This is a genomic window from Streptomyces sp. NPDC018947 (genome assembly GCF_044390505.1).
Taxonomy (GTDB): Bacteria; Actinomycetota; Actinomycetes; order Streptomycetales; family Streptomycetaceae; genus Streptomyces.
Window position 1 is genome coordinate 205,822 of sequence record NZ_JBIRZD010000013.1, and the last position, 26,482, is coordinate 232,303.

Below are 26,482 nucleotides of genomic sequence, written 5' to 3' on the forward strand. Positions count from 1 at the left end.
CGTGTCGTCTCTCGCGCTCTACCGCCGTTACCGCCCGGAGTCCTTCGCCGAGGTCATCGGGCAGGGGCATGTCACCGACCCGCTGCAGCAGGCGCTGCGGAACAACCGGGTCAATCACGCCTACCTGTTCAGCGGTCCCCGCGGGTGCGGCAAGACGACCAGCGCGCGCATCCTCGCGCGGTGCCTGAACTGCGAGCAGGGCCCCACCCCGACGCCGTGCGGCGAGTGCCAGTCGTGCCGGGACCTGGCGAGGAACGGGCCGGGCTCCATCGACGTCATCGAGATCGACGCCGCTTCGCACGGCGGTGTGGACGACGCCCGTGACCTGCGAGAGAAGGCGTTCTTCGGGCCCGCTCACAGCCGGTACAAGATCTACATCATCGACGAGGCCCACATGGTCACGTCGGCGGGCTTCAACGCCCTGCTCAAGGTGGTCGAGGAGCCGCCGGAGCATCTGAAGTTCATCTTCGCGACCACCGAGCCCGAGAAGGTCATCGGGACCATCCGCTCCCGCACGCACCACTACCCGTTCCGGCTCGTCCCGCCGGGCACCCTGCGGGAGTACCTCGCCGAGGTGTGCGGCAAGGAGGACATCCCCGTCGAGGACGGCGTGCTGCCGCTGGTCGTGCGGGCGGGTGCCGGTTCCGTGCGTGACTCCATGTCCGTCATGGACCAGCTCCTCGCCGGCGCCGGTGCCGACGGTGTGACGTACGCCATGGCGACGGCTCTCCTCGGCTACACCGACGGCTCGCTGCTCGACTCCGTCGTCGAGGCGTTCGCCTCGGGGGACGGCTCGGCCGCCTTCGAGGTCGTGGACCGGGTGATCGAGGGCGGGAACGACCCCCGCCGCTTCGTCACCGACCTGCTGGAGCGCCTCCGCGACCTGGTGATCCTCGCCGCCGTGCCCGACGCGGCGGAGAAGGGCCTCATCGACGCCCCCGCCGACGTCGTCGAGCGGATGCAGGCCCAGGCGCGGTCCTTCGGCGCCGCCGAGCTGAGCCGCGCCGCCGACATCGTCAACGAGGGCCTCACCGAGATGCGCGGCGCCCATGCGCCCCGCCTCCAGCTCGAGCTGATCTGCGCGCGCGTGATGCTGCCCGCCGCGTACGGCGACGAGCGGTCGGTGATGGCACGCCTCGACCGGATCGAGCGGGGCGTGCAGTTCTCCGCGGGCGCCGGCGCGCCCGCCATGGGGTACGTCCCCGGCCCGGAGGCCCACGCGGGCCCCGCGGCCGTCGCACCGGTGCCACCGGGCGGCGGTCCGGCCGCGGCCCGGGCGGCGGTACGGGGGCAGGGTGCCGCGGCCCCGGGCGGCCCCGCCGCGCAGGGCGCGCCGGCCGCTCCCGCGCCGGGCCCCGCTCCCGCGCCGCCCGCACCCGCGCCAAGCCCCGCTCCCACAGCCCCCGGTCCCGGTCCCGGTGAGGGCGCCGGGCAGCCCCAGGCGCCTGCCGCTCCCGCACCCTCCGCTCCCGCGCCGGCCGCCGCCTCGGCCCCCGCGCCCGGCGCCTGGCCCACCGCCGCACCGGCGGGCGGCGGACGCCGGCCCGGCGGCTGGCCCACGGCTGCCCCGGCGGGCGGCGGACAGCCCCAGGCACCGGCCCCCGCGGCCCAGTCCCCGGCGGCGCCCGCCCCGGCTGCGACGCAGGCCCCCGCCGCGCGCCCGGCCGGTCCGACCCCGCCCCCGGCCGGCGGACCCGACCCGCGCTCGCTGTGGCCCAACATCCTGGAAGCGGTCAAGAACCGCCGCCGCTTCACCTGGATCCTGCTCAGCCAGAACGCCCAGGTGACCGGCTTCGACGGCACCACCCTGCAGATCGGCTTCGTCAACGCCGGAGCCCGCGACAACTTCCAGAGCAGCGGCAGCGAGGACGTCCTGCGGCAGGCCCTGGCCGAGCAGTTCAACGTGCAGTGGAAGATCGAGGCGGTCGTCGACCCCTCCGGCGGCTCGGCACCCCCGCCCTCCTCGGGCCCGTCCGGCGGTTACGGCGGCGGTGGCCACGGCGGAGCCGGCGGCGCGGGCGGCTTCGGCGGATCCGGTGGCGGCGCTCCCGCCCAGCGTCCGGCGGCCCCCGCACCCGCGGCCCCGCCCTCCCAGGGCACGGGCTCTCCGACGCCGTCCTCCCCCGCCCCGGCCGCCGCCGCGCCCCGGCCCGCGGCACCCGAGCCGCCGCCCCCGGTCTCCCCGGAGGACGACGTCCCCGAGGACGACGACCCCGACCTCGACGAGTCGGCCCTCTCCGGCAAGGACCTGCTCGTACGCGAGCTGGGGGCGACCGTGGTCGAGGAGATCGCCCACGAGTAGACCCCGCGAACGGACGCCGCCCGCCGGGTCCCCGGGCCCCTGGCTGGAGGAACGTACGAGCCCCTCCCGCCCGCCCCTTCGGGCGCCCGCACAAACCGGCCCGGCCCGTTCCCATTAGGCTGACCCCGTGAAGGTCCTTGTCATCGGCGGCGGCGCCCGCGAACACGCCCTGTGCCGTTCCCTGTCCCTCGACCCCGACGTGACCGCGCTGCACTGCGCACCCGGCAACGCCGGCATCGCCGAGGTCGCCGAACTGCACCAGGTCGACGCCCTCGACGGCGCGGCCGTGACCGCCCTGGCCACGGAGCTGGGTGCCGACCTGGTCGTCGTCGGCCCGGAGGCGCCCCTCGTCGCCGGGGTCGCCGACGCCGTGCGCGAGGCGGGCATCCCGGTCTTCGGCCCCTCCGGCAGCGCCGCGCGGCTCGAAGGCTCCAAGGCCTTCGCCAAGGACGTGATGGCGCGCGCCGGGGTTCCCACGGCCCGCTCGTACGTCTGCACGACCCCGGCCGAGGTCGACGCGGCCCTCGACGCCTTCGGCGCCCCCTACGTCGTCAAGGACGACGGTCTCGCCGCCGGCAAGGGCGTCGTCGTCACCGAGGACGTCGAGGCCGCCCGGGCCCACGCGAACGCCTGCGAGCGGGTCGTCATCGAGGAGTACCTCGACGGCCCCGAGGTCTCCCTCTTCGCCGTCACCGACGGCGAGAACGTACGCCCCCTCCAGCCCGCCCAGGACTTCAAGCGGGCCCTGGACGGCGACCAGGGCCCGAACACCGGCGGCATGGGCGCGTACTCGCCGCTGCCGTGGGCCGACCCCAAGCTGGTCGACGAGGTCGTGGAGAGCGTGCTCCAGCCGACGGTCGACGAGATGCGCCGCCGCGGCACCCCGTTCTCCGGCCTCCTCTACGCCGGCCTCGCGATCACCTCGCGCGGGGTGCGCGTGATCGAGTTCAACGCCCGCTTCGGCGACCCCGAGACCCAGGTCGTGCTGGCCCGCCTGAAGACCCCGCTCGCCGGTCTGCTGATGGCCGCCGCCACCGGCAACCTCGCCGACCTCGAACCCCTGCGCTGGAGCGAGGACGCGGCCGTCACCGTGGTCGTCGCCTCGCACAACTACCCCGGCACCCCGCGCACCGGCGACCCGATCACCGGCCTCGACGAGGTGGCCGCCCAGGACGCCCCGCACGCCTACGTCCTGCACGCCGGCACCCGGCGCGAGGGCGACGCCGTCGTCAGCGCGGGCGGCCGCGTCCTGTCCGTCACGGCCACCGGCGCGGACCTCACGGAGGCCCGCGACCGCGCCTACCGGGCCGTGGCCCGCATCGGCCTCGACGGCTCCCAGCACCGTACGGACATCGCGGCGAAGGCGGCCCGGGAAGCCGCGACGGGGGCCTGACCGGCCCCCGGGAGCACCTCTTCCCACCCCGAACGACAGGCCCCGGCTCCCTCCCAGGAACCGGGGCCTGACCTTTGCTGTCCGTCATCCACCTTTCCCCAAAGCCATTCCATCGAGTGACCGATCCGCCATACGGCTGACGGGCGCCGAGCCCCCAACTAGGGTGCCGCGCAAGCGTTCCGGCACTTGGCCCACCGGCATTGCGATGTCAGTGGCCGGTGCCACAGTGGGGGCATGACCGACTTCGGGAGAGCAGCAGGAGCAGTGGGACAGCCCAGGGCAGCAAGGAGGGGGTGAGGTCCGGCCGTGACCGGTATCGGTGGTGTGGAGCTGGGCGCGCGGGCCGCGCGTTCCCGGGCGCTGGCCGTGCTGCGCGTCCGCAGCAGGGCGCTGGCCGTCGCCCTGCTGCCCGCGGCCGCCGCCGTGATCCTGCTCGTGGGCGGTTCCACCGGCCACCTCGCCGGCGCGGGCTGGGACGCCGCCCGCTGGACCGTCTCCGCGCTCGCCGTCCTCGTCCTGTCGGCCGCCGCCGGCGTCGCCCTGGTCGTGGCCCGCGCCCGGCCCGCCGCGACCCCGACGGTGCCGGTCCCCGAGGAGTCGGCGCCCGACCTGTACCGGATGGTGCGCGACCTCGCCGACCGGCTGGAGGTGCCCGCGCCGTCCGCGATAGCGCTCACCCCGGACTGCGACAGTTGGCTGGAGGACCGCACCCACCCGGCCCACGGACCGCCGCCCGCGCGGCGGCCCGGCGGCCCGGCGGACCCGGGCGGGCCCGTCCACCACCACGGCCCCGCAGCGCCCGTCCTGGTCATCGGCTCGCCCTTCCTGTGGTGGATGCGCGTGGGCGAGCTGCGCGCCGTCCTCGCCCCGGTCGTCGCCGGTACGGGACCGTCGGCGCACCCCGACATAGCCGCCGCCCGGCGCTTCATACGGGGGCTGGACGCCGCGGTGGCGGTCGCCTCGACGGGGAACCGCGGCCCGCTCTCCCGTGCCGCGTGCGCGGGCCTCGGCCAGGTCTCCCGGCTGCTGCTGCGCAGTTGCCGCGTCCACGCCGCCGAGATGGAACGCGGGGTCGCGGCGGCGGCCGCCGAGCGCGCACAGGCTGTGGACTACGGGCTGCGGATCGTCGCCCAGGAGCAGGTCGGGCTGGCGTACGCGGGCTGGGACCGGCTGCTGACCCGGGTGGCGCTGCCCGCCTGGCGGATGGGCCGCTGGCCGGCCCGGCTGGACGTCGGCGTCGTCGCGGCGCTCACGGAGCTGTCCCGCCGGGACCGCCTGGCCGAGGGCTTCGCCTCGCGTCTGGGCGAGCGTCCGGCCTGCGACCTGCTGGAGGAGCCCGGCGTGATCGACGAGGCGGTCTCCCTGCTCGCCGCGCGCCTCTTCCACGGGGGACCGGCCGAGAGGGGTCCGGACTGGGCGCCGGTGGGGTGGGAGGAGTATCCGGAGGAGGTCGTCGACCGCACCTGGCGCACGGACGCGGCCCGCCTCCACCGCGTCCTCGACACCCTGGGCGTCCGCCCCGGCACCCCCACCCCGGACACCGAGGGCCCCACCCTGGCCCGGGTCCTGGACCACCTCACGTCCCGCACGGCCCCGGTCACCCCGGAGCGCCCGCCCGCCGAGCAGGACGGAGGCGAAACCGAGGCGCGGGCCGAACGGACGGGGACCGGCCCCCGACCCACCGACGGCGGGACGGCACCCGCGCCCGACGGGAAGCCCGGCACCGCGCCGACGGGGACACGGCCCCACGCCCGCACCGAGGACGCTCCAGGAACGGTCCCCACCGCACCCTCCGGCACCCCGCGGGCATCTCGGGACGGGGCAGCGCCCCGCGTCGGAAGCGACCCCGTACCCGGAACCGAAGCCGCGCCCCCCGACGACGAGCCCGCCCCCAGCCCGGCGGCCACCGCCGCCACGGGCGCCGCCCCCGCCGACGACGAGGACGACCTGGCCGACACCACCCCCCGGGGCGCCGCCCTGGCCGCCGGGCTCAGCGCGCAGTTGGCCCGTGAGGAGGCGGACACCACCGGAGCCCCGACGTCCGCCTCCGGGGCGACCACGGGACGGACCGGCCCGGACACCCCCCTCTGGGACGACCGCGCGCTGCCGCTCCTCCCGCTCCAGCCCCCGCGCAGCGGCCGGGAGATCCTCACCGACCACATCACGGCGATGGTGTGCTGCGCGGCGATGGACACCGCGGGAGCCACCCCCGGCCTGGACTGGCTCGACGGCCCGTCCCTCCTCGTCGGCGGCGCCCGCGCGACCGACCTGGCCCCCCGCGTCCTCAGCCTCGTCGAAGCGGGCGACCCGGCCCCTCTGCGCGCCTGGCTGAAGGCGCTCGGCATACGCCCGGAGAAGCCGGTACGCCTGGTCTGACCCGCCCGGGGTCACGCCCCGCGAAGGCGGCTCGCGCACCAGCGGTCCCGGACGCCGGAATCCCAAACTCCCCTTTCGGTCACTTCGCGACGAACAGTGACAGCACCCGCGCAAAATGTGATGTGCTGGGACCGATCGCGCACATGGCATGGGCGTCAGTCATACGCACGACCACGGGGGCACGAGGGAGGGGGCGGTCCCATGGGGTCCGAGCACATCCGCCGATGGGAGTCGGGAGCACTCGCGCACGCCGTGACGGATCCCTTCGGGCAGGGACCCGTCCCCTGGCTGCGCGGCGGAGAGACGTACTTCAGCGACACCGGCCAGGTGGTCCCCTGGTACGTGGAGCAGAATCCCGGCCAGGCCCCGGACGAGGCCGGTACCGGCTCCCGGCGGGCCACCGGCCGGCGGACCCCGGAGCGCCGCCCGACCACGGTCGGCCCCCGCGCCGCCGACGACGTCCACCGCCAGATCAAGGGCTTCACCAGTACCGGAGCGGCCGCCCCCGGCGAGGCCATCGACTTCCACGTCACCGTCGACCCGCCGCAGGAGTTCAGCGTCGACGTCTACCGCATCGGCCACTACGGCGGCGACGGCGCGTCCAAGATCACGACCAGCCCCCGCCTGTCCGGGATCGTCCAGCCCGCGCCGCTCACCGCCGACCGCACGGTCTCCTGCCACCACTGGTGGCTGTCCTGGCGGCTGCAGATCCCGTCGGACTGGAGCGTCGGCGCCTACGTCGCCGTCCTCACCACGGCCGACGGCTACCGCTCCCACGTCCCCTTCACCGTCCGCGACGACCGCCCGGCCGACCTCCTCCTGCTCCTGCCGGACATCACCTGGCAGGCGTACAACCTCTACCCGGAGGACGGCCGCACCGGTGCCAGCCTCTACCACGCCTGGGACGAGGACGGCCGGCTGCTGGGCGAGGCGGAGGCCGCGACCACCGTCTCCTTCGACCGCCCGTACGCGGGCGCGGGCCTGCCCCTGCACGTCGGCCACGCCTACGACGTCATCCGCTTCGCCGAGCGCTACGGCTACGACCTCGCCTACGCCGACGCCCGCGACCTGCACTCCGGCCGCGTCGAACCGTCCCGCTACCGCGGACTGATCTTCCCGGGCCACGACGAGTACTGGTCCGCGGCCATGCGCCGGGCCACGGAGAAGGCCCGCGACCACGGCACCTCCCTGGTCTTCCTCTCCGCCAACACCATGTACTGGCAGGTGGAGCTGTCCCCGTCCGCCTCCGGCGTCCCCGACCGCCTGCTGACCTGCCGCAAGCGCCAGGGCCCCGGCCGGCCCGTGCTGTGGCGGGAGGTCGACCGCCCCGAGCAGCAGCTCCTCGGCATCCAGTACGCGGGCCGCGTCCCCGAACCGCACCCGCTGATCGTCCGCAACGCCGGCCACTGGCTCTGGGAGTCCACGGGCGCCCACGAGGGCGACGAGATCGAGGACCTGGTCGCGGGCGAGGCCGACCGCTACTTCCCGCGCACCGCGCTGCCCGCGTACGACGAGCGCGTCCTGCTCGCCCACTCCCCGTACACCGACGCCGCCGGCGCCCGGCGCCACCAGGAGACGTCGCTGTACCGGGCCGCGTCCGGCGCCTGGGTCTTCGCGTCCGGCACCTTCGCCTGGTCCCCGGCCCTGGACCGCCCCGGCCACGTCGACCCGCGCGTCCAGCGCGCCACCGCCAACCTCCTCGACCGCATCTGCAAACGCGACTGACCGCCCGCGGCCACCCCGGCCGGACGCCGATCCCCGCATACGGGAGAATCGTCGTACTTGGACAGAACCACGGGGAGGAACCGTGTCCGGATTCGTCGAAAAGCCCGAACCGATCGAGGTTCCGGGCCTGGTGCATCTGCACACCGGCAAGGTGCGCGACCTGTACCGGAACGAGGCGGGCGACCTCGTGATGGTCGCCAGCGACCGCATGTCCGCCTACGACTGGGTGCTGCCGACCGAGATCCCCGACAAGGGGCGGGTGCTCACCCAGCTCTCCCTGTGGTGGTTCGACCAGCTCGCCGACCTGGTCCCCAACCACGTCCTGAGCACCGAATTGCCCGAGGGCGCCCCCGCCGACTGGAGGGGCCGCACCCTGGTCTGCAAGTCGCTGAGGATGGTCCCCGTGGAGTGCGTGGCCCGCGGCTACCTCACCGGCTCCGGGCTGGCCGAGTACCGGCAGACCCGTACCGTCTGCGGCCTCGCCCTCCCCGAGGGCCTGGTGGACGGCTCGGAGCTGCCCGCCCCGATCTTCACCCCCGCCACCAAGGCCGAGGTCGGCGAGCACGACGAGAACGTCTCCTACGAGGAGGCCGCCCGGCAGGTCGGCGCGGACACCGCGGCCCTGCTGCGCCAGGCGACCCTCGCCGTCTACTCCCGCGCCCGGGACATCGCCCGCGAGCGGGGCATCATCCTGGCCGACACCAAGTTCGAGTTCGGCTACGAGGGCGACGACCTGGTCCTCGCCGACGAGGTCCTCACCCCCGACTCCTCCCGCTTCTGGCCCGCCGACCAGTGGCAGCCGGGCCGCGCGCAGCCGTCGTACGACAAGCAGTACGTGCGGGACTGGCTGACCTCGGCGGAGTCCGGCTGGGACCGCACGGGCGAGCAGCCCCCGCCGGCGCTGCCGCAGCAGGTCGTGGAGGCGACCCGCGCCAAGTACGTGGAGGCCTACGAGCGCCTCACCGGCATGAGCTGGTCCTAGGAGCGGACACGAAGAAGCCCCCGGCGTGAGCCGGGGGCTTCTTCGTGTGGAGCGAACGACGAGGTTCGAACTCGCGACCTCAACCTTGGCAAGGTTGCGCTCTACCAACTGAGCTACGTTCGCCTGCTCCGCGGATTTCTCCGTGGTGCGAAAGCAACTATACCCAACCTCGCTCCCGGGCGAGCCGCACCGCCGCGTGCCGGTTCTCCGCGCCGAGCTTCGTCGTGGCCGACGACAGGTAGTTCCGCACGGTCCCCTCGGCGAGCGCGGCACGCTCGGCGATCTCCGAGACGGGCGCCCCGTCGGCGGCGTGCTCCAGCACCTCGGCCTCCCGCGCGGTCAGCGGCGAGTCCCCGGCGGAGATCGCGTCGGCCGCCAACTCGGGGTCCACGTACCGGTGTCCGGCGTGCACCGTGCGGATCAGCTCGGCGAGCCGCTGGGCACTGACCGTCTTGGGGACGAAGCCCCGCACCCCCGCCGCGAGCGCCCGCTTCAGGTGCCCCGGCCGCCCGTGACCGGTCACGATCAGCACCCGGCAGCCGGGCAGCTCGGCGCGCAGGGCTGTGGCGACCTTCACACCGTCGGCGCCGGGCATCTGCAGATCCAGTACGGCCACGTCGGGCTCGTGGGCCCGTGCCATGGCCAGGGCCTCCGGACCGGTGGCGGCCTCGGCGACCACGACGAGGTCGTCCTCCAGGGAGAGCAGCGCGGCCAGCGCGCCGCGGATCAGATGCTCGTCGTCGGCGAGCAGCACCCGCACGGGCGCCGTCACGACGCGGCCTCCAGCACGGCCCGGGCGGCGGGCAGTGGCACCTCGGCCGTGAGCCGGAACACACCGCCGTCGGCGTGCCCGGCCTCCAGCGTGCCGTCCACGGCGGACAGCCGTTCCCGCAGCCCCGCGAGCCCGGACCCGTCGGAGGCGGCACCCGCGCCCGCGGCACCCGCGCTCCCGGCACCCTGCCCGGCCGGCCGCGCCGCCCCGTCGTTCTCCACCGTCAGCATCACACGCCCCTTCGACACCCGCACCACCACGGAGCACTTCTCCGCGTCCCCGTGCCGCAGCACGTTCGTGGTCGCCTCCCGCACCACCCAGCCGAGCGCCGACCGCACCTCGGCGGGCAGCCCGGACGTCCCGTCACGCACCTCGCACGCGATCCCGGCCGCGCCCAGCACACCCCGGGCGCCGGCGAGTTCGACCTCCAGGTCGGCCTCCCGGTAGCCGCGGACGACGTCCCGGACCTCACGCTGGGACTCCTGGGCGATGCGCTGCACCTCGATCATCTGCTCCACGGCCTCGGGCCGCCCGCGCCGGGACAACTGGACGGCCAGCTCGCTCTTGAGCGCGACCACGGCCAGGTTCCGGCCGATCACGTCGTGCAGGTCGCGGCCGAACCGCAGCCGTTCCTCGGCGACGGCGAGCCGGGCCCGGGTCTCCCTGGCCTCGTCGAGCTCGTAGACCGCGTTCAGCAGCCAGACGGAGAAGACCGAGGTGAAGGCGAGGAACCCGCCGCCCACCAGGACGAGGCACGCGACCCCGAGCACGGCCGCGCTCGGCAGGCCCAGGGGGAACGACACGATCCCGGCACCGAAGGCGAAGCCGGCGACGACGGCGATCACCCGGCGCCGGTCGCGCACCCCGAGCGTGATGTTGCCCGCGCCGAAGCACAGCACGCCGCCGAAGATCCCCCCGGCCGCGGTGTCCACACCCGCGCCGCCCGGCCCGCGCTCGGCGAGGGCGATCGCGCCGACGGCGATCAGCGCCGTGAGCACGCCGAGCGTCCACACCAGCCGCACCGGCTGCGCCCGCCGGCCGCGCGTCCAGTCCAGGGAGCGGGAGGCGACCAGCATGCACACCGAGGCATGCGCGACGACCAGCAGGGTGAGCCCGGCCGCGAGCCGCCCGCCGACCTTCTCGAAAGTGGACACGCCCAGCGACAGGACCTCGCAGAGCCCGAAGAAGTGGAACGACCAGCGTGTGTACGTCTCCACCTTCGCCGGCGTGCTCTTGCGCCCCCACCAGCGCCTCGGCCTGCGCATGTCCCGGCCCACCCCCGCTCTCGTTCTCCCCGGCCCGGGTCCCGTCGTAGGTCAGTGTCGCGGTTCCCAGCGGAACCACCGTCGTACAGCAAACACCGCGAGCACCGTCCAGGCCACCGCCGTCGCCAGGGCGCCCAGGGCCTCGTACGCCGACAGGTCGCCGGTCCAGCCGCCGCGCACCAGCGTGATGACCGGGCTCAGCGGGAGCAGCTCGCACAGGGACGCCAGCCGGTCCGGCATCAGCTCCAACGGGACGATCATGCCGGAGCCGATCATCGAGACGAGCATCAGCGGCATCGGCGTGACCTGCGCGCTCTCGCCGGTCCGGGTGAAGCTCGCGGTGGCGGCGGCGAGCCCCGCGCACATCACGAGTCCCAGCAGCAGCCCGGCGACGGCGAGATGCGGGGCGGACGGCGCGGACAGGTCCAGCAGCACGAAGCAGCCCGCCGTCAGCAGCAGGCACTGCACGAGCCCGATGAGCACGGCCGGCATCGCCGCCCCGCCCAGGATCTCGGCGTCGCGCAGCTCGCCGGTGCGCAGCCGCTTGAGGACCAGTTCCTCGCGCCGGACCACGAAGACGCCGACGAGGGCGGAGTAGACGGCGAAGATCAGGGAGAACCCGATTGCGGCGGGCAGGACGAGGGTGCCGACGTCCAGCCCGGCCCCGGCCAGGTCCATCTCCTCGGCCGCCGTGCGCGTGCTGAACGGCAGGGCCAGCGGCACGAACAGGGCGGCGACGAGCGTGCCCTTGTTCCGCCGGAGCAGGGTGAGTTCGGCGCGGGCGAGGGCGGTCATGCGCCTGAGCGGCGTGGTGGCCGGGGCGCGCGTCCCGGTGTCCTCGGCGGTCGTGGCGCTCATGCCGCGTACTCCTTCGTCGTCGCCCGGGCCGGCTGTGCGGCGGCTTCCTTCGCGATGCTGAGGAACGCCTCCTCCAGGGACGCCGACCGCACGTCCAGGCGGCGCAGTTCGACCCCGGCGCGCTCGGCCCACACCAGCAGTCCGGTGGCCGCGCGCTGCAGTTCCCGGGTGCTCAGCCGGACCGTGCGGCCCTCGGTCTCGTGGGCGCCGACGCCCAGTTCGTCCAGCGGCGGCAGGTCGCCGACGACGTAGCCCTCGGGCAGTTCGAAGGAGATCCGGGACGGCTGCGAGGCGGTCACCTCCGCCGGGGTCCCGGTGGCGGCGATACGGCCCTCGTGCATGATCGCGAGCCGGTCGGCCAGGTGCTCGGCCTCCTCCAGGTAGTGCGTGGTCAGCAGCACGGTCGTACCGCCGTCGCGCAGCGCGCTCACCAACTCCCAGGTCTCGTGGCGTCCTTCGGCGTCCAGCCCGGTGCTGGGTTCGTCCAGGAACAGCACCTCGGGGTCGCCGAGCAGGGCGAGCGCCAGGTCGAGCCGCCGCCGCTGGCCCCCGGAGAGCTGCTTGACGCGGACCCCGGCCTTCGACTCCAGGCCGACGACCGCCAGCACCTCGGCCGGCGGGCGGGCCCCGCTCACGCACCCCGCCCACATCCGGGCGGTCTCCGCGACGGTCAGCTCGAAGGAGAAGCCGCCCTCCTGCAGCATCACGCCGGTGCGCGGCCGTACGGCGGCCCGCTCGGTGTACGGGTCGTGCCCGAGGACGCGGATCCGTCCCCCGGCCGGTGCGGCGAGGCCCTCGAGGAGTTCGACCGTCGAGGTCTTGCCGGCGCCGTTGGTACCCAGCAGCGCGAAGATCTCCCCCCGGCGCACGGAGAAGTCGATTCCGCGCACCGCCTCGAACCCGCCCCCGTACACACGTCGCAGGCCAGTGACCTCTATCACGTGCTCGTGTCCGTTTGCTTGCATGCGCCAAGCGTCCCGGCGGGGCGGGCTGCGCGACAGTGCGGGCCGTCACCGCTCGGCATGACAAATGTCAGACGCGGTCCGGGCCGGGCACACGAAAAGACCCCGGTCCGTGGAGGACCGGGGTCTCATTCCCGAGCGGACGACGAGGCTCGAACTCGCGACCTCAACCTTGGCAAGGTTGCGCTCTACCAACTGAGCTACGTCCGCATTGCCCCCGACCGGCCTTCACCGATCGGTGCGAGCACCAGCCTACCTGATCCGATCGAGTGATCGGTACGGCGGTGCAGAGCGGGTGACAGGAATTGCACACTGCGCCTTCCCCCTGGAAGGGGGATGTTCTACTACTGAACTACACCCGCATGTTCCGTGAGCTGGGCCTTTTCGGCCTCGCCCCTCGGCGTGCTCCAGACTTTAGCTGATCACCCGGGGTGCTGCGCAAGTCGGTTGCGGCGAGGGGCCGCTGAGCGGCCGTCGGCGACCGGACGGCGGGGCGCCGGCCGCCGGGGGCGGGTGTTCACTGTGCCTCGGTGAACGCCTCGTACACCTTCTTCGGGATGCGGCCCCGCGCGGGCACGTCCATCTGGTGTGCCTGGGCCCACGCCCGGACGGCCGCCGGATCGGGGGCGACCTCCGTCTGCCGGTAGGCCCTGCCGGACCGGGAGCGCTTGCGGCCGGCCGCCACGTAGGGCTCGAGCGCCTTGCGCAGTTTCCGGGCATTGGCTTCATTCAGGTCGATCTCGTACATCCGGCCGTCGACCCCGAAGGCGACCGTCTCCGCCGCTTCGGAGCCGTCGATGTCGTCAAAGAGAGTGACCACGACACGCTGCGCCACGAATATCGGTCCCTTCGTGCGGCATCTCCGCGATGACGTGCCAGGACGCCGCGATGATGCCGACTGTTCGCCTGTAATTGGGCAAAGTATCGGCTAATGACATTTCATTTGTACCGTGCCTGGCATTGCAATGGGAAGCCCGACTAAATCTCTCCGCGTGTCTGTTGCGCAATAGGCATCCGGGAGGGATCGGGGATCTTTCCCGAAGCTTTTCTCGGCGGTCCCTCCACGGGGGCGAGTCGTGATGGCGCTCACGTAGAATCCTCCAAGGCTACGCGCGTAGAAATTTTGTACGGGTAGTCTGAAGGAACCTGCTCAGCACCACACACCGGGAGTGCCAGTGGCACGCGTCGTAGTCGACGTCATGCTCAAGCCGGAGATCCTCGACCCCCAGGGCCAGGCGGTGCAGCGCGCACTGCCGCGACTGGGTTTCGAAGGGATCTCGGACGTCCGCCAGGGAAAGCGATTCGAACTGGAAGTGGACGGGCCGGTCGACGAGGCCGCCCTCGCCCGCATCCATGATCTTGCGGAATCCTTCCTCGCCAACACCGTGATCGAGGACTTCACCGTCAAGGTCGAGTCGGACGACGTAGTCGCGGGGGCCGTGAAGTGACCGCTCGTATTGGCGTCGTCACTTTCCCCGGCAGTCTCGACGACCGGGACACGCAGCGCGCGATCCGCGTCGCCGGCGCCGAACCCGTCGCCCTGTGGCACAAGGACAAGGACCTCAAGCAGGTCGACGCCGTGGTGCTGTGCGGAGGCTTCTCGTACGGCGACTACCTGCGCGCCGGCGCCATCGCGCGCTTCTCGCCGGTGATGGACACCGTCATCGACCAGGCGAAGGCCGGTCTGCCGGTGCTCGGCATCTGCAACGGCTTCCAGATCCTCACGGAGGCCCACCTGCTGCCCGGCGGGATGCTCGGCAACGACCACCTGCACTTCATCTGCCGCGACCAGAAGCTGCGGGTGGAGAACGCGGACACCGCCTGGACCGGCGACTACACCGCCGGCCAGGAGATCCACATCCCGCTGAAGAACATGGACGGGCGCTACGTCGCCGACCGGCGGACGCTGGACGAGCTGGAGGCCGAGGGCCGGGTCGCCTTCCGCTACCTGGACGTCAACCCCAACGGCTCGCTCAACGACATCGCCGGCATCACCAACGCCGCCGGCAACGTCGTCGGCCTGATGCCGCACCCCGAGCACGCCGTCGAGCCGCTGATCGGCACCGGCCGCACCGACGGCCTCCCGTTCTTCACCTCGATCCTCAAGAAGCTGGTCAACGCATGAGCCGGACGCCTCTGGACACGGTCGAGCACGCGGCCGCGACCCCCGACGTCGAGCTGCCCTGGGCCGAACTGGGCCTGAAGAAGGACGAGTACGAGCGGGTGGTGGAGATCCTCGGCCGCCGCCCGACCGGCGCCGAACTCGCCATGTACTCCGTCATGTGGTCCGAGCACTGCTCGTACAAGAGCAGCAAGGTGCACCTGCGCCAGTTCGGCGAGAAGGCCCCCGAGTCCGACGCGATGCTCGTCGGCATCGGCGAGAACGCCGGCGTCGTCGACGTCGGCCAGGGCTACGCGGTCACCTTCAAGGTCGAGTCGCACAACCACCCCTCCTACGTCGAGCCCTACCAGGGCGCGGCCACGGGCGTCGGCGGCATCGTCCGCGACATCATCGCGATGGGCGCCCGCCCGGTCGCCGTCGTGGACCCCCTGCGCTTCGGCGCCGCGGACCACCCGGACACCAAGCGCGTCCTGCCCGGCGTCGTCGCCGGCATCGGCGGCTACGGCAACTGCCTGGGCCTGCCCAACATCGGCGGCGAGGTCGTCTTCGACGCCTGCTACCAGGGCAACCCGCTGGTGAACGCCGGCGCCATCGGCGTCATGCGGCACGAGGACATCCACCTCGCCAAGGCGTCCGGCGCGGGCAACAAGGTCATCCTGTACGGGGCCCGGACCGGCGGCGACGGCATCGGCGGCGCCTCCATCCTCGCCTCGGAGACCTTCGACGACGCCAAGCCGTCGAAGCGCCCGGCGGTGCAGGTCGGCGACCCCTTCCAGGAGAAGCTGCTCATCGAGTGCACCCTGGAGGCGTTCCAGGAGAAGCTGGTCGTCGGCATCCAGGACCTGGGCGCCGCGGGCCTGTCCTGCGCCACGTCCGAGCTGGCCTCCAACGGCTCCGGCGGCATGCGCGTCACCCTGGACGACGTACCGCTGCGCGACTCCACGCTCTCGCCCGAGGAGATCCTCATGAGCGAGTCGCAGGAGCGCATGTGCGCCGTGGTCGAGCCCGACAAGGTCGACCGGTTCCTGGAGATCTGCGACAAGTGGGACGTCATCGCCACCGTCATCGGTGAGGTCACCGACGGCGACCGCCTGGAGATCTTCTGGCACGGCGGGAAGATCGTCGACGTGGACCCGCGCACCGTCGCCCACGACGGCCCCGTCTACGAGCGCCCCTACGCCCGCCCGGAGTGGCAGGACGCCCTCCAGGCCGACGACGCGAACAAGCTGCCGCGCCCGGAGACCTCCGAGGAGCTGAAGGACCAGGTCCTGAAGCTGGTGTCCTCGCCGAACCAGGCGTCCAAGCAGTGGATCACCCAGCAGTACGACCACTTCGTGCAGGGCAACACCGTCCTCGCCCAGCCCGAGGACTCGGGCATGATCCGCGTGGACGAGGAGACCGGCCTCGGCGTCGCGATCGCCACCGACGGCAACGGCCGGTACGCCAAGCTCGACCCGTACACGGGTGCGCAGCTCGCCCTGGCGGAGGCCTACCGCAACGTGGCGACGACCGGCGCCAAGCCGCTCGCCGTCTCCGACTGCCTGAACTTCGGCTCGCCGGAGGACCCGGCGGTCATGTGGCAGTTCGCGGAGGCCGTGCGCGGCCTGGCCGACGGCTGCCTCCAGCTCGGCACCCCGGTCACCGGCGGCAACGTCTCGCTCTACAACCAGACCGGCGAGGCCGCCATCCACCCGACCCCGGTGGTCGCGGTCCTCGGTGTGATCGACGACGTGGCCCGCCGCACGCCGGTCGCCTTCCAGGAGGACGGCCAGCTCCTGTACCTCCTCGGCGACACCCGTGAGGAGTTCGGCGGTTCGGCCTGGTCCCAGGTGATCCACGACCACCTGGGCGGTCTGCCGCCCAAGGTCGACCTGGAGCGCGAGCGGCTGCTCGCCGAGATCCTGATCTCCGCCTCCCGCGACGGCATGATCGACTCGGCGCACGACCTGTCCGACGGCGGTCTGGTCCAGGCGGTCGTGGAGTCGGCGCTGCTCGGCGGCAGGGGCGCGCGCCTGGTCGTCCCGGACGGGCTGGACGCGTTCACCTTCCTGTTCTCCGAGTCGGCGGGCCGCGCGGTCGTCGCGGTGCCCCGCTCGGAGGAGGTCCGCTTCAACGACATGTGCGGTGCCCGTGGCCTCCCGGCCACCCGCATCGGTGTCGTGGACGGCGACGCGGTGGAGGTCCAGGGCGAGTTCACCCTCCCCCTGACCGAACTCCGCGAGGCCCACGAGGCCACGATCCCGGCGCTGCTGGCGTAGCAGCGCCCGCGGAGCGCGAGGTCCCGTCCGTCACCGGACGGGACCTCGTCGTGTGAGCGCCCGTGGAGTCGAGACCGTGTCTCGGGGAGACGGGGGAGCGATGCGGGTTCCGGACGGTGTGCGTACGGCGGTGAACGTCCTGCTGTGTCTGGCCGCCGTGGTGGCGATCGGCTGGAGCGGCCGGGAGATCTGGCTGGTCCGGGACGGGCGCCGGCAGATCGACGCGGCCTGCGGGGGCTTCGTACCGGCCGGCCGGGTGCCGGCCCTCTCCTGGAGGCGGACCGGCACGACCGGCTCGGCGAGCCGCAGCTCGTGGGGGAGTGGTTCGTCTGCCTCCACACCTGCTCCGGACCCGTCGCCGAGAACCTCCACCTCACCCGGACCTACGGCGACGACGCCCCGGAACCGGCGACCCCCGGCAAGGCGGGCCGCAGTGCCGGGGAACCGATCTGGTGGGCCTCCTCGGTCTGCGACGGCCGCCCCCAGATCCACACGATGGCCGTCGCGACCGGCTACGACCGCCTGGTGGCCCCGGGATGGAACAGGTCTTCCGCGCCTACGTCGACGACGTGACCGCCCGTCGCCACTGCACGGACACCGTCCTCCCCGAGAGCTCCGCGTTCCGCGCCCACTAGGCTCACCGCCATGCCGCCCGCCAGGAAACGCGCCCGCTCCTACGACCCCGCCCGGACCCGTGCCGCCGTGTTCGCCCAGCTCGGGCACGTCAGGGACGCCGTCCGCACCCTCGGCCCCGAGCAGCTCGCGATGCCGACGCGCCTCGGGGACTGGACCGTACGGGACCTGGTGGCGCACATCGGAATGGCGCTGACCGCCCTGCACCGCGCCGTGGACCGGCCCGCCCCGCCCCGGCAGGACGTCCAGGTCGTCGAGTGGCCCTTCGCCACCGCCGCCGGCTCCGCCGCGATCGCCGACTTCACCCGCACGCTCGCCGCCGAGCACCCCGATCTCGACACCTACCTCGCCGACATCGAGGAGAGCCTGCGCGCGCTGCTCGCCGAGCACCCCGGCAGCCGGCTCCTGGAGACCAACGCGGGCGCGCTGCCGCTGGACGACTACCTGGTCACCCGCACCGTCGAGCTGATCGTCCACACCGACGACCTCAACGCCGCCGTGCCCGGCCTCGCCATCCCCCACGACCGGCAGGCGCTCGCCGCGTGCACCCGGCTGCTCGCCGACGCGCTCGCCGTGAAGGCGCCCGGCGGCTCGACGGAGGTACGGGTGCCGCCGTACGCCGTCGTGCAGTGCGTCGAGGGCCCCCGGCACACCCGCGGCACCCCGCCCAACGTCGTCGAGACCGACGCGCTGACCTGGATCCGGCTGGCCACGGGGCGGCTGGCCTGGGCCGACGCCGTCGCGGACGCGAAGGTGAGCGCGAGCGGGGAGCGGGCCGACCTCGGCGGGCTGCTGCCCCTGCTGAGCTGAGGGGAACCGGCCCCTGCCCTCCTCCGTCGAATCGGCATGTACAGGCAGAAGCAGCAGCGCAGCAAGATCCTGACCGTGACGGCCGTCGCCGCGCTCGTGCCGCTCGCCGCGGCCTGCGGCAGCCAGGAGGCGGACGGCGGCAGCGGCTCCGTCGGCACCGGCGCGCCCCTCACCGGCGTCGGCTGGAGCATCGACAGCGTCACCGCCGACGGCACCACCCACCGGGCGCCGGAGACGGCACGCGTCCGCATCGACGACGGCGGTACGGCGGAGGGCAGCACCGGCTGCAACACCTTCAGCGCCCGCGCCCGCGTCGACGGCGCGAGCATCCGGCTCAGCGACGCCGTGTTCACCGAGAAGGGCTGCGACAAGACGCCCATGGACTTCGAGAAGGTCCTCGCCCGCACCCTCACCGCCGGCCCGCTCACCGCCGCCGCGGAGAGCGGCCGCCTGACCCTCACCGCCCCCGACGGCGACAGCGTCCGCCTCAGCCGGGCCGCGGACACGCCCCTGTACGGCACGGACTGGACCGTCACCGTCCCGGGCGGGAAGGGCAGCGCCCGCCTGACCTTCGACCGGGACGCCGGCACCGTCTCCGGCCGCCTGCCCTGCAACCGCGTCACCGCCGGCGCGACCGTCCGCGACGGGCGTATCACCCTGGGCGTTCCGGCCACCACCCGAATGATGTGCGAAGGCTCACTCATGGATGCCGAGAAGCGGCTCCTGCGCATCTTCGACGGCCGGGCCGACTACCGGATCGACCGCGGCACCCTCACGCTGACCAGCGAAGACGGCGAAACGGTCCGCGCCACCGCCGGCCCGTGAACCGTGCCTGAGCCGGTATCCCCAATTCGGACCAGTGGTCGACCTCGCCTACACTCGGAAGCGTGCCACGTGGTGACGGTCGACTCAATCACGATCTACTCCCCGGCGAGAAGGGCCCCCAGGACGCTTGCGGCGTCTTCGGTGTCTGGGCTCCGGGCGAAGAGGTCGCAAAGCTCACGTACTTCGGGCTCTACGCCCTCCAGCATCGGGGCCAGGAATCCGCGGGAATCGCGGTCAGCAACGGCTCCCAGATCCTCGTCTTCAAGGACATGGGCCTGGTGTCCCAGGTCTTCGACGAGACCTCTCTCGGTTCGCTCCAGGGTCACATCGCGGTCGGTCACGCCCGCTACTCGACCACCGGTGCCTCCGTGTGGGAGAACGCCCAGCCGACGTTCCGTGCCACCGCGCAGGGTTCCATCGCGCTCGGGCACAACGGCAACCTCGTCAACACCGCCCAGCTCGCCGAGATGGTCGCCGACCTGCCCAAGCAGGACGGCCGCTCGACGCGGGTCGCGGCGACCAACGACACCGACCTGGTCACGGCCCTGCTCGCGGGCCAGGTGGACGACGACGGCAAGCCGCTGACCATCGAGGAGGCGGCCGCGAAGGTGCTGCCCCAGGTGCGCGGCGCCTTCAGCCTCGTCTTCATGGACGAGCACACCCTGTACGCGGCCCGCGACCCGCAGGGCATCCGCCCGCTGGTCCTCGGCCGCCTGGAGCGCGGCTGGGTGGTCGCCTCCGAGTCCGCCGCCCTCGACATCTGCGGCGCCAGCTACGTCCGGGAGATCGAGCCGGGCGAGTTCATCGCCATCGACGAGAACGGCCTGCGCACTTCGCGATTCGCGGAAGCGAAGCCCAAGGGCTGCGTCTTCGAGTACGTGTACCTGGCCCGCCCGGACACCGACATCGCCGGCCGCAACGTCTACCTCTCGCGCGTCGAGATGGGCCGCAAGCTGGCCAAGGAGGCCCCCGCGGAGGCCGACCTGGTCATAGCGACCCCGGAGTCCGGCACCCCCGCCGCCATCGGCTACGCCGAGGCCTCCGGCATCCCCTTCGGCAGCGGCCTGGTGAAGAACGCCTACGTGGGCCGCACCTTCATCCAGCCCTCCCAGACCATCCGGCAGCTCGGTATCCGCCTGAAGCTGAACCCCCTGAAGGAAGTCATCAAGGGCAAGCGGCTGGTCGTCGTGGACGACTCCATCGTCCGCGGCAACACCCAGCGGGCCCTGGTCCGCATGCTCCGCGAGGCCGGTGCCGCCGAGGTCCACATCCGGATCTCGTCCCCGCCCGTGAAGTGGCCCTGCTTCTTCGGCATCGACTTCGCCACCCGCGCCGAGCTCATCGCCAACGGCATGACCATCGACGAGATCGGCACCTCGCTGGGCGCCGACTCCCTCGCGTACATCTCCATCGACGGCATGATCGAGGCGACCACCATCGCCAAGCCGAACCTGTGCCGCGCCTGCTTCGACGGCGAGTACCCGATGGAGCTCCCCGACCCCGAGCTGCTCGGCAAGCAGCTCCTGGAGACCGAGCTGGCCGCCGGGCCCGCCGGTACGGCCGCCGCCGACGCCATCCGTCGCCCGTAGCCGTCCGTCCGCAATACCTGCCGTACGACACAAAGGTTCTCATCGTCATGCCTGACACAACTGGTGCCAGCTACGCAGCCGCGGGCGTCGACATCGAGGCGGGCGACCGCGCCGTCGAGCTCATGAAGGAGTGGGTCAAGAAGACGCGGCGCCCCGAGGTCCTCGGCGGCCTCGGCGGCTTCGCCGGCCTCTTCGACGCCTCCGCCCTCAAGAACTACGAGCGCCCCCTGCTCGCCTCCGCCACCGACGGCGTCGGCACCAAGGTCGACATCGCCAGGCAGCTCGGCGTCTACGACACCATCGGCCACGACCTGGTCGCCATGGTCATGGACGACATCGTGGTGTGCGGCGCCGAGCCGCTGTTCATGACCGACTACATCTGCGTCGGCAAGGTCCACCCCGAGCGTGTCGCCGCCATCGTCAAGGGCATCGCCGAGGGCTGTGTGCTGGCCGGCTGCGCCCTGGTGGGCGGTGAGACGGCCGAACACCCCGGCCTGCTGGGCGAGGACGACTTCGACGTCGCCGGCGCCGGTACGGGCGTCGTGGAGGCCGACCGGCTGCTGGGCCCGGACCGCATCCGCGAGGGCGACGCGGTCGTCGCCATGGCGGCGTCCGGCCTTCACTCGAACGGGTACTCGCTGGTCCGCCACGTCCTGCTGAACGAGGCCGGCCTGTCCCTGGACGCCCACATGGACGACCTCGGCCGCACCCTCGGCGAAGAGCTCCTGGAGCCGACGAAGATCTACTCGCTGGACTGCCTGGCCCTCACCCGCACCACCGAGGTGCACGCCTTCAGCCACGTCACCGGCGGCGGACTGGCGGCCAACCTGGCCCGCGTGATCCCCGACGGCCTGCACGCGACCGTCGACCGCTCCACCTGGACCCCGGCCCCGATCTTCGACCTCGTCGGACGCACGGGTCAGGTCGAGCGCCTGGAGCTGGAGAAGACCCTGAACATGGGCGTCGGCATGATCGCCGTCGTCCCCCAGGAGTCCGTGGACGTGGCACTGGCGACCCTCGCCGACCGCGGCGTCGACGCCTGGGTGGCCGGCGAGATCACCGACCGCGGCGACCACGGCACGGGCGCCACGATGACCGGCGACTACGCCCGCTGAGCCCGGCGGCACCGAAGAGTTGCGGGTAGCACAGAACCCGGTCGGTGACGTGAGTCACCGACCGGGTGAGTGTTCTGTGCAGGGTCAAGCGCCGCGACGATGCTGCGGGGACTGGCCGTCCTCGTCCTCGTCGTCGTCCGCGTACAGGTCCGCGTACCGTGCGTACACGTCGTCGTCCTGCTCATCGTCCTCGAACCGCTCGCCGTTAGGCGGTTGCGGATTCGACGTCGATGCGCCCAGCTCCTCGGCCAGGCGTGAGAGGTCAGTCCCACCGCTGTTGTACTTCAGCTGGCGGGCGACCTTCGTCTGCTTGGCCTTGGCCCGGCCGCGCCCCATGGCTCGACCCCCTCAACGACGGGGCTCGACGGCCCCAGAGTCTTGACACGCGTTCATGGTCCGGAACGGGCTCTCCATGGAGAGACCGGTCCGTAGGGCTTCCACGGTACCTGAGCCCACGCCCATACGGTACGTCGCCCGTAGGACGTGCCCGCGCCCAGGACCGTCGAGGCGCCCCGTCCTCGCTGGTCAAAGGCGATTTTAACCACCTTTCGGCGGTCGACCCGCCGAGAGAAGTGAGAGTTGTCTCCAACCGCTCTCCGGCGGGTACCGGACAAATATTCGAAAGCGGCGCTCCGATCCGGGCCCCTCGGCCCGCGGGGCGCCGCCTCCGGTCAGCCCCTGGCGCGCGCCTCCGCCATCCGCTGCTCGGCGATCCGGTCGGCCGCGGCGGCCGGCGGAATACCGTCTTCCTTCGCACGTGCGAATATGGCCAGCGTCGTGTCGTAGATCTTCGCCGCCTTGGCCTTGCACCGGTCGAAGTCGAAGCCCTGCAGCTCGTCGGCGACCTGGATGACACCGCCGGCGTTCACCACGTAGTCGGGCGCGTAGAGGATCCCGCGGTCGGCGAGGTCCTTCTCGACGCCCGGGTGGGCGAGCTGGTTGTTGGCGGCGCCGCACACCACCTTGGCGGTCAGCACCGGCACGGTCTCGTCGTTCAGCGCGCCGCCGAGCGCGCAGGGGGCGTAGATGTCCAGGTTCTCCACCCGGATCAGGGCGTCCGTGTCGGGCACGGCGACGACCGACGGGTGCCGCTCGGTGATCGCCCGCACGACGTCCTTGCGCACGTCCGTGACGACCACGTTCGCGCCCTCGGCGAGCAGGTGCTCGACCAGGTGGTGGCCGACCTTGCCGACGCCGGCGATGCCGACCGTGCGGTCGCGCAGCGTCGGGTCGCCCCACAGGTGCTGGGCGGCGGCCCGCATGCCCTGGTAGACGCCGAAGGAGGTGAGCACGGACGAGTCGCCGGCGCCGCCGTTCTCGGGGGAGCGCCCGGTCGTCCAGCGGCACTCGCGCGCCACGACGTCCATGTCGGCGACGTAGGTGCCGACGTCGCAGGCGGTGACGTACCGGCCGCCGAGCGAGGCGACGAAGCGGCCGTAGGCGAGCAGCAGCTCCTCGCTCTTGATCCGCTCCGGGTCGCCGATGATCACGGCCTTGCCGCCGCCGTGGTCGAGACCGGCCATGGCGTTCTTGTACGACATCCCGCGGGCGAGGTTCAGCGCGTCGGCGACGGCCTCCGCCTCGCTCGCGTACGGGTAGAAGCGGGTACCGCCGAGCGCGGGGCCCAGGGCGGTGGAGTGGATGGCGATGACGGCCTTGAGACCGCTGGCACGGTCCTGGCAGAGCACGACTTGCTCATGACCCCCCTGGTCCGAGTGGAACAGGGTGTGCAGTACATCAGCAGGTGCGCCGGTTACGTCGGTCACGGTGGTGACTCCTGTGTAGGTGCGGCGGGCGGAGAGCTGTCCCCGTGCGGGTGGCGGGGACTGTGGCATGAGATTAGAGCCTGGTGGGGTCCCCTCGCCGCACAGTGCCGAGGATCACCTCCGCACGGAGTACCGGCATGCGACGATTTGCAGAGGTTCCCGCGCGTTTGTGAGCGGGCCGCGCAGGTTTTCGCGGCTGCGCGCGGGGGAGGGAGCAGGCGTGCCCAAGGTGTCCTCGGTGACCGTCCCCTACGCGGCGTACCTGCGCGTGTACGAACCCCTGGCCGCCTTCCCCGAGCCGGAGCGCGCCCACTGGACGCGCTACGCCCGCCGTCCCGACCTGCCCTCCTACCAGGACGAGCTGCGCCGCTCCCTGGCCGACCTGCTGCCCACCCCGCCCGTGCCCGTGCCGGTGCACGAGAGCGGCGACGCCTTCGTGACGGAGGTCGACGGGGTGGTCTGCGTGTGCCCCTGGCGGACCCGCCTGCGGAGCTGGCAGGCCCTGGCGGAACTGCCCGAGGACTTCCCGGAGCCGGTCCTGGACGCCCTGCTGCCCCCGGTGGTGCGCCGCCAGAGCGCGCAGGACTACGAGCGCTGGCGGGAGGCCAACCCCGACGCCCGCCCGTGGATCCGCACGGCCACCTGGCAGGTGCCGATCAACTGGTTCGTGCTGGTCTCCGACGAGGAGCGGGAGTACGGCAAGGGCGGCGAGGGGGACGGGGCGCCGGTGCTGCGCTACCGGACGCCGATGGTGCAGGCCCGGCGGCGGGTGGCCCGGGGCCTGCGGGCCCTGAAGGAGGCCATGGACGAGGGCCCGCTGATCGACGGCCTGGTGGACGTGGGCCGCTGGCTGGAGGAGTTCCACCCGCGCTCACTGGTGGAGCTGGACTACGGCGGGCTCGTGCACGCACTGCCCGCGGGGGAGTTGGAGGGCGACCACTCCGCGGCGGACGTGGCCGAGGGCATCGAGGCGCTGCGGAGCGGCGACGGGGCCGCGGCGGGGGCCGCGTACGGGCGTCTGGTGGAGCGGTGGCGCTCGGTCCGCGACCGGCGGTCCGCGAACTGACGTTTGACGTACCGCCCGATGTGGGGTTTCGTCTTTCGCTCCGACATCTGTTCGGTGTGTCCTGACACCGGGTCACCATGGGACGTAGGTCCCGATCCGGGCGTATGCGTCAAGCGTGACGGACCGCACGTACTCCACTCTTGCGCCGCTTCCCCCTCCTCATGCCAAAATAGGACAAGGAGTCCGGGGAGGACTCCATCCGTCCTGCTGTGGTGCACTGTGGGCGGAATCTCAGCATTGCACGCTTTGGGGGGTCTGGTGACTCCTGATCGTCCTGTGACTGATCGTCACAGTGGCGTGACTGTCCGCTATGGCATGGTCCATCGGCATCCGTCGCTGATGAACACCTGGGAGGGCAATTCCATCGGTTTGGCCGACGCGGCTGGACAGATGGTGTAGTTGTAGTGCCGAGGACAAGCCGTTCGTCCTATAACCGACTCGACTCGCGTCCGCCATTTCGGGCAACGCGGGTCAAGGTGCAGAATTTAGAGGAAAGAACCGAGAAGGTTCGGTTCTCCCGAGGAGGCCGCTCATGACCGCTCGCACCCCTGATGCCGAGCCGCTGCTGACCCCGGCTGAGGTCGCCACCATGTTCCGCGTCGACCCGAAGACGGTCACGCGCTGGGCGAAGGCCGGCAAGCTCACGTCGATCCGCACGCTCGGCGGGCATCGCCGCTACCGCGAGGCCGAGGTCCGCGCCCTGCTCGCGGGCATCCCGCAGCAGCGCAGCGAGGCCTGAACAACCACGCAGAAACCGGGCATGACGGTGGGTCCCCCAACCCGCCGGAGCGCCTGAACCACAGCTCCAACCGACGCGGGTCCTGCCCCAACAGGCCCCACGCCCAAGCCGTTCGAACACGTCGGGCAACCGACCGGGTGCGTCGTGGATCGCGCTGGACTCCGCCGGGTCCAGCGCGATTTTTCATGCCCTGCGCCACCCTTCGGTGCCCTCCGGTGCTCCCCTCGCGACGCCTTTTCGACCCCCCGTGGTCTCCTCTGAGCCGCCCTGTGCGCGGCCTTGTCGGAGTCTGGGGAGGGCTGTCCGATCCGCTGCGGGCGGCCTGAGCGGAAGCCGCGGAGCCGTCCTCCCCGAGAGTGCAATTGCACATATTAAATTGACCAGTTGTAGGCGAGGCGTAAGTGCCACCGTTTCAAAAACTCATGCGGTGACACCCGTCACACGAATCGGTGCTTGTCGGGCCCGGCGGACATGCGCTAGAGGAGCCTTCGGCTCCAGCGGCCCCTGGTGCCAAGGGTGTTGGGGCACGGCGCCGTTTCACGCCGTGGGGGCGCTCTCGTCCTCCACGGCCTTCTGACGGGCCGTCGGAAGCGCGGAGGGGGGCGAGGGGGCCGGCGGAGGGGTGGGCGGGGCAGAGGGCGCCGGAGAGTCCAGGGCGAGCCGCAGCAGCCGATGGCAGATCGGGCAGTGGCGCGTCACATGGCGGTACGACGACGCGGCCGACAGGTGCGCGCGGAGCAGGGCCCGCGTCTCGTGCCTGACCGATGCCGCCATACGCCACCTCCGGGGCCGTACGGAGAACGTGCCCTGCCTTTGGAGTACCGGCCGGACCTGACGCCGTCAAGGCCGCGAGAGAGCCGCTGAGGGGCCACGTACCCGCGGCCGCGTAGGTCCGAACACGAAGAAGGCCCGCACCATGCGGTG

At 72.7% G+C, this 26,482-nt stretch carries 23 protein-coding genes and 3 tRNA genes; 15 read left to right on the forward strand and 11 right to left on the reverse strand.

Features of this window, described 5'->3' with window-relative positions:
* Nucleotide 1 precedes the first annotated feature (1 nt).
* The 5 genes from ACH499_RS24610 to ACH499_RS24630 all read left to right on the forward strand — a co-directional run bounded on the left by ACH499_RS24610 (nucleotide 2) and on the right by ACH499_RS24630 (nucleotide 8,778).
* Entirely contained in the window at nucleotides 2–2,302 is a 2,301-nt protein-coding gene (locus ACH499_RS24610; RefSeq protein ID WP_399018358.1) for a DNA polymerase III subunit gamma and tau, read from the forward strand.
* Between the two features lie 127 nt (nucleotides 2,303–2,429).
* Nucleotides 2,430–3,695 carry a phosphoribosylamine--glycine ligase gene (gene purD, locus ACH499_RS24615; protein ID WP_399018360.1) on the forward strand — a complete coding sequence of 422 codons (1,266 nt, stop codon included), beginning with the start codon at nucleotides 2,430–2,432 and terminating at the stop codon, nucleotides 3,693–3,695.
* A 306-nt stretch (nucleotides 3,696–4,001) separates the two neighbouring features.
* Nucleotides 4,002–6,071 carry a hypothetical protein gene (locus ACH499_RS24620; RefSeq protein ID WP_399018362.1) on the forward strand — a complete coding sequence of 690 codons (2,070 nt, stop codon included), beginning with the start codon at nucleotides 4,002–4,004 and terminating at the stop codon, nucleotides 6,069–6,071.
* Between the two features lie 201 nt (nucleotides 6,072–6,272).
* Nucleotides 6,273–7,796 (forward strand): N,N-dimethylformamidase beta subunit family domain-containing protein, encoded by a 1,524-nt coding sequence (locus tag ACH499_RS24625; protein WP_399018364.1) that lies wholly within the window; start codon nucleotides 6,273–6,275, stop codon nucleotides 7,794–7,796.
* Nucleotides 7,797–7,878: 82 nt separating this feature from the next.
* A complete protein-coding gene (locus ACH499_RS24630; RefSeq protein WP_356199147.1) occupies nucleotides 7,879–8,778 on the forward strand; it encodes a phosphoribosylaminoimidazolesuccinocarboxamide synthase in 900 nt (299 codons plus the stop codon).
* A gap of 47 nt (nucleotides 8,779–8,825) precedes the next feature.
* Here the strand turns inward: ACH499_RS24630 and ACH499_RS24635 are convergent.
* The 8 genes from ACH499_RS24635 to ACH499_RS24670 form a co-directional block, all read right to left on the reverse strand.
* Nucleotides 8,826–8,901 (reverse strand) — tRNA-Gly (locus ACH499_RS24635).
* Between the two features lie 34 nt (nucleotides 8,902–8,935).
* Nucleotides 8,936–9,550, reverse strand: a complete 615-nt coding sequence (locus ACH499_RS24640; RefSeq protein ID WP_356199148.1) for a response regulator transcription factor — start codon at nucleotides 9,548–9,550, stop codon at nucleotides 8,936–8,938.
* On the reverse strand, nucleotides 9,547–10,815 hold the full coding sequence (locus ACH499_RS24645) for a sensor histidine kinase (RefSeq protein ID WP_399018366.1): 1,269 nt from the start codon (nucleotides 10,813–10,815) through the stop codon (nucleotides 9,547–9,549). Before ACH499_RS24645 ends, ACH499_RS24640 begins: the two co-directional genes overlap by 4 nt.
* Nucleotides 10,816–10,866: 51 nt before the next feature.
* Nucleotides 10,867–11,673, reverse strand: coding sequence for an ABC transporter permease (locus tag ACH499_RS24650; protein WP_399018368.1), 807 nt, complete (start codon nucleotides 11,671–11,673; stop codon nucleotides 10,867–10,869).
* The gene (locus ACH499_RS24655; protein WP_399018370.1) at nucleotides 11,670–12,638 is read right to left on the reverse strand and encodes an ABC transporter ATP-binding protein; all 969 of its coding nucleotides are present in this window, start codon (nucleotides 12,636–12,638) and stop codon (nucleotides 11,670–11,672) included. Before ACH499_RS24655 ends, ACH499_RS24650 begins: the two co-directional genes overlap by 4 nt.
* A 134-nt stretch (nucleotides 12,639–12,772) precedes the next feature.
* Nucleotides 12,773–12,845 (reverse strand) — tRNA-Gly (locus tag ACH499_RS24660).
* A gap of 80 nt (nucleotides 12,846–12,925) precedes the next feature.
* Nucleotides 12,926–12,997 (reverse strand) — tRNA-Gly (locus tag ACH499_RS24665).
* A gap of 155 nt (nucleotides 12,998–13,152) precedes the next feature.
* Nucleotides 13,153–13,470, reverse strand: coding sequence for an Lsr2 family protein (locus tag ACH499_RS24670; RefSeq protein ID WP_356199155.1), 318 nt, complete (start codon nucleotides 13,468–13,470; stop codon nucleotides 13,153–13,155).
* Between the two features lie 340 nt (nucleotides 13,471–13,810).
* Here ACH499_RS24670 and purS point away from each other — a divergent pair, with 340 nt between their 5' ends.
* The 8 genes from purS (at nucleotide 13,811) to purM (ending at nucleotide 21,987) form a co-directional block, all read left to right on the forward strand.
* On the forward strand, nucleotides 13,811–14,083 hold the full coding sequence (gene purS / locus ACH499_RS24675; protein ID WP_356199156.1) for a phosphoribosylformylglycinamidine synthase subunit PurS: 273 nt from the start codon (nucleotides 13,811–13,813) through the stop codon (nucleotides 14,081–14,083).
* Nucleotides 14,080–14,760, forward strand: a complete 681-nt coding sequence (purQ, locus tag ACH499_RS24680) for a phosphoribosylformylglycinamidine synthase subunit PurQ (RefSeq protein ID WP_261699234.1) — start codon at nucleotides 14,080–14,082, stop codon at nucleotides 14,758–14,760. The genes purS and purQ overlap by 4 nt, the downstream gene beginning before the upstream one ends.
* Entirely contained in the window at nucleotides 14,757–17,015 is a 2,259-nt protein-coding gene (gene purL / locus ACH499_RS24685; RefSeq protein ID WP_356199158.1) for a phosphoribosylformylglycinamidine synthase subunit PurL, read from the forward strand. The genes purQ and purL overlap by 4 nt, the downstream gene beginning before the upstream one ends.
* Before the next feature lie 312 nt (nucleotides 17,016–17,327).
* Entirely contained in the window at nucleotides 17,328–17,588 is a 261-nt protein-coding gene (locus ACH499_RS24690) for a hypothetical protein (RefSeq protein ID WP_356199160.1), read from the forward strand.
* 72 nt (nucleotides 17,589–17,660) lie between these two features.
* A complete protein-coding gene (locus ACH499_RS24695; RefSeq protein WP_399018374.1) occupies nucleotides 17,661–18,458 on the forward strand; it encodes a sterol carrier family protein in 798 nt (265 codons plus the stop codon).
* 36 nt (nucleotides 18,459–18,494) lie between these two features.
* Nucleotides 18,495–19,283 (forward strand): META domain-containing protein, encoded by a 789-nt coding sequence (locus ACH499_RS24700; protein WP_399018376.1) that lies wholly within the window; start codon nucleotides 18,495–18,497, stop codon nucleotides 19,281–19,283.
* Between the two features lie 62 nt (nucleotides 19,284–19,345).
* Entirely contained in the window at nucleotides 19,346–20,872 is a 1,527-nt protein-coding gene (gene purF / locus ACH499_RS24705) for an amidophosphoribosyltransferase (protein ID WP_356199164.1), read from the forward strand.
* Between the two features lie 47 nt (nucleotides 20,873–20,919).
* The gene (gene purM, locus ACH499_RS24710) at nucleotides 20,920–21,987 is read left to right on the forward strand and encodes a phosphoribosylformylglycinamidine cyclo-ligase (RefSeq protein WP_399018378.1); all 1,068 of its coding nucleotides are present in this window, start codon (nucleotides 20,920–20,922) and stop codon (nucleotides 21,985–21,987) included.
* Nucleotides 21,988–22,071: 84 nt separating this feature from the next.
* Here the strand turns inward: purM and ACH499_RS24715 are convergent, their stop codons facing one another.
* A complete protein-coding gene (locus ACH499_RS24715) occupies nucleotides 22,072–22,323 on the reverse strand; it encodes a DUF3073 domain-containing protein (protein ID WP_356199167.1) in 252 nt (83 codons plus the stop codon).
* 335 nt (nucleotides 22,324–22,658) lie between these two features.
* Nucleotides 22,659–23,753, reverse strand: coding sequence for a Glu/Leu/Phe/Val dehydrogenase dimerization domain-containing protein (locus ACH499_RS24720; protein ID WP_356199169.1), 1,095 nt, complete (start codon nucleotides 23,751–23,753; stop codon nucleotides 22,659–22,661).
* A gap of 220 nt (nucleotides 23,754–23,973) precedes the next feature.
* Here ACH499_RS24720 and ACH499_RS24725 point away from each other — a divergent pair, with 220 nt between their 5' ends.
* The gene (locus ACH499_RS24725) at nucleotides 23,974–24,819 is read left to right on the forward strand and encodes a hypothetical protein (RefSeq protein WP_399018381.1); all 846 of its coding nucleotides are present in this window, start codon (nucleotides 23,974–23,976) and stop codon (nucleotides 24,817–24,819) included.
* Between the two features lie 532 nt (nucleotides 24,820–25,351).
* Nucleotides 25,352–25,558: a developmental transcriptional regulator BldC gene (bldC, locus tag ACH499_RS24730; protein ID WP_003949541.1), complete on the forward strand. Its 207-nt coding sequence runs from the start codon at nucleotides 25,352–25,354 to the stop codon at nucleotides 25,556–25,558.
* Between the two features lie 537 nt (nucleotides 25,559–26,095).
* On the opposite strand, the gene ACH499_RS24735 is transcribed toward bldC, so the two are convergent.
* Nucleotides 26,096–26,332 carry a DUF6274 family protein gene (locus ACH499_RS24735; RefSeq protein WP_356199172.1) on the reverse strand — a complete coding sequence of 79 codons (237 nt, stop codon included), beginning with the start codon at nucleotides 26,330–26,332 and terminating at the stop codon, nucleotides 26,096–26,098.
* Nucleotides 26,333–26,482 lie beyond the last annotated feature (150 nt).

Coding starts and splice junctions, on each gene's coding strand:
- ACH499_RS24645 (WP_399018366.1), bottom strand. CDS start 10,815: ATGCGCAGGCCGAGGCGCTGGTGGGGGCGCAAGAGCACGCCGGCGAAG.
- ACH499_RS24655 (WP_399018370.1), bottom strand. CDS start 12,638: ATGCAAGCAAACGGACACGAGCACGTGATAGAGGTCACTGGCCTGCGA.
- ACH499_RS24735 (WP_356199172.1), bottom strand. CDS start 26,332: ATGGCGGCATCGGTCAGGCACGAGACGCGGGCCCTGCTCCGCGCGCAC.
- ACH499_RS24650 (WP_399018368.1), bottom strand. CDS start 11,673: ATGAGCGCCACGACCGCCGAGGACACCGGGACGCGCGCCCCGGCCACC.
- ACH499_RS24625 (WP_399018364.1), top strand. CDS start 6,273: ATGGGGTCCGAGCACATCCGCCGATGGGAGTCGGGAGCACTCGCGCAC.
- bldC (WP_003949541.1), top strand. CDS start 25,352: ATGACCGCTCGCACCCCTGATGCCGAGCCGCTGCTGACCCCGGCTGAG.
- ACH499_RS24695 (WP_399018374.1), top strand. CDS start 17,661: ATGCCGCCCGCCAGGAAACGCGCCCGCTCCTACGACCCCGCCCGGACC.
- purM (WP_399018378.1), top strand. CDS start 20,920: ATGCCTGACACAACTGGTGCCAGCTACGCAGCCGCGGGCGTCGACATC.
- purL (WP_356199158.1), top strand. CDS start 14,757: ATGAGCCGGACGCCTCTGGACACGGTCGAGCACGCGGCCGCGACCCCC.
- ACH499_RS24715 (WP_356199167.1), bottom strand. CDS start 22,323: ATGGGGCGCGGCCGGGCCAAGGCCAAGCAGACGAAGGTCGCCCGCCAG.
- ACH499_RS24700 (WP_399018376.1), top strand. CDS start 18,495: ATGTACAGGCAGAAGCAGCAGCGCAGCAAGATCCTGACCGTGACGGCC.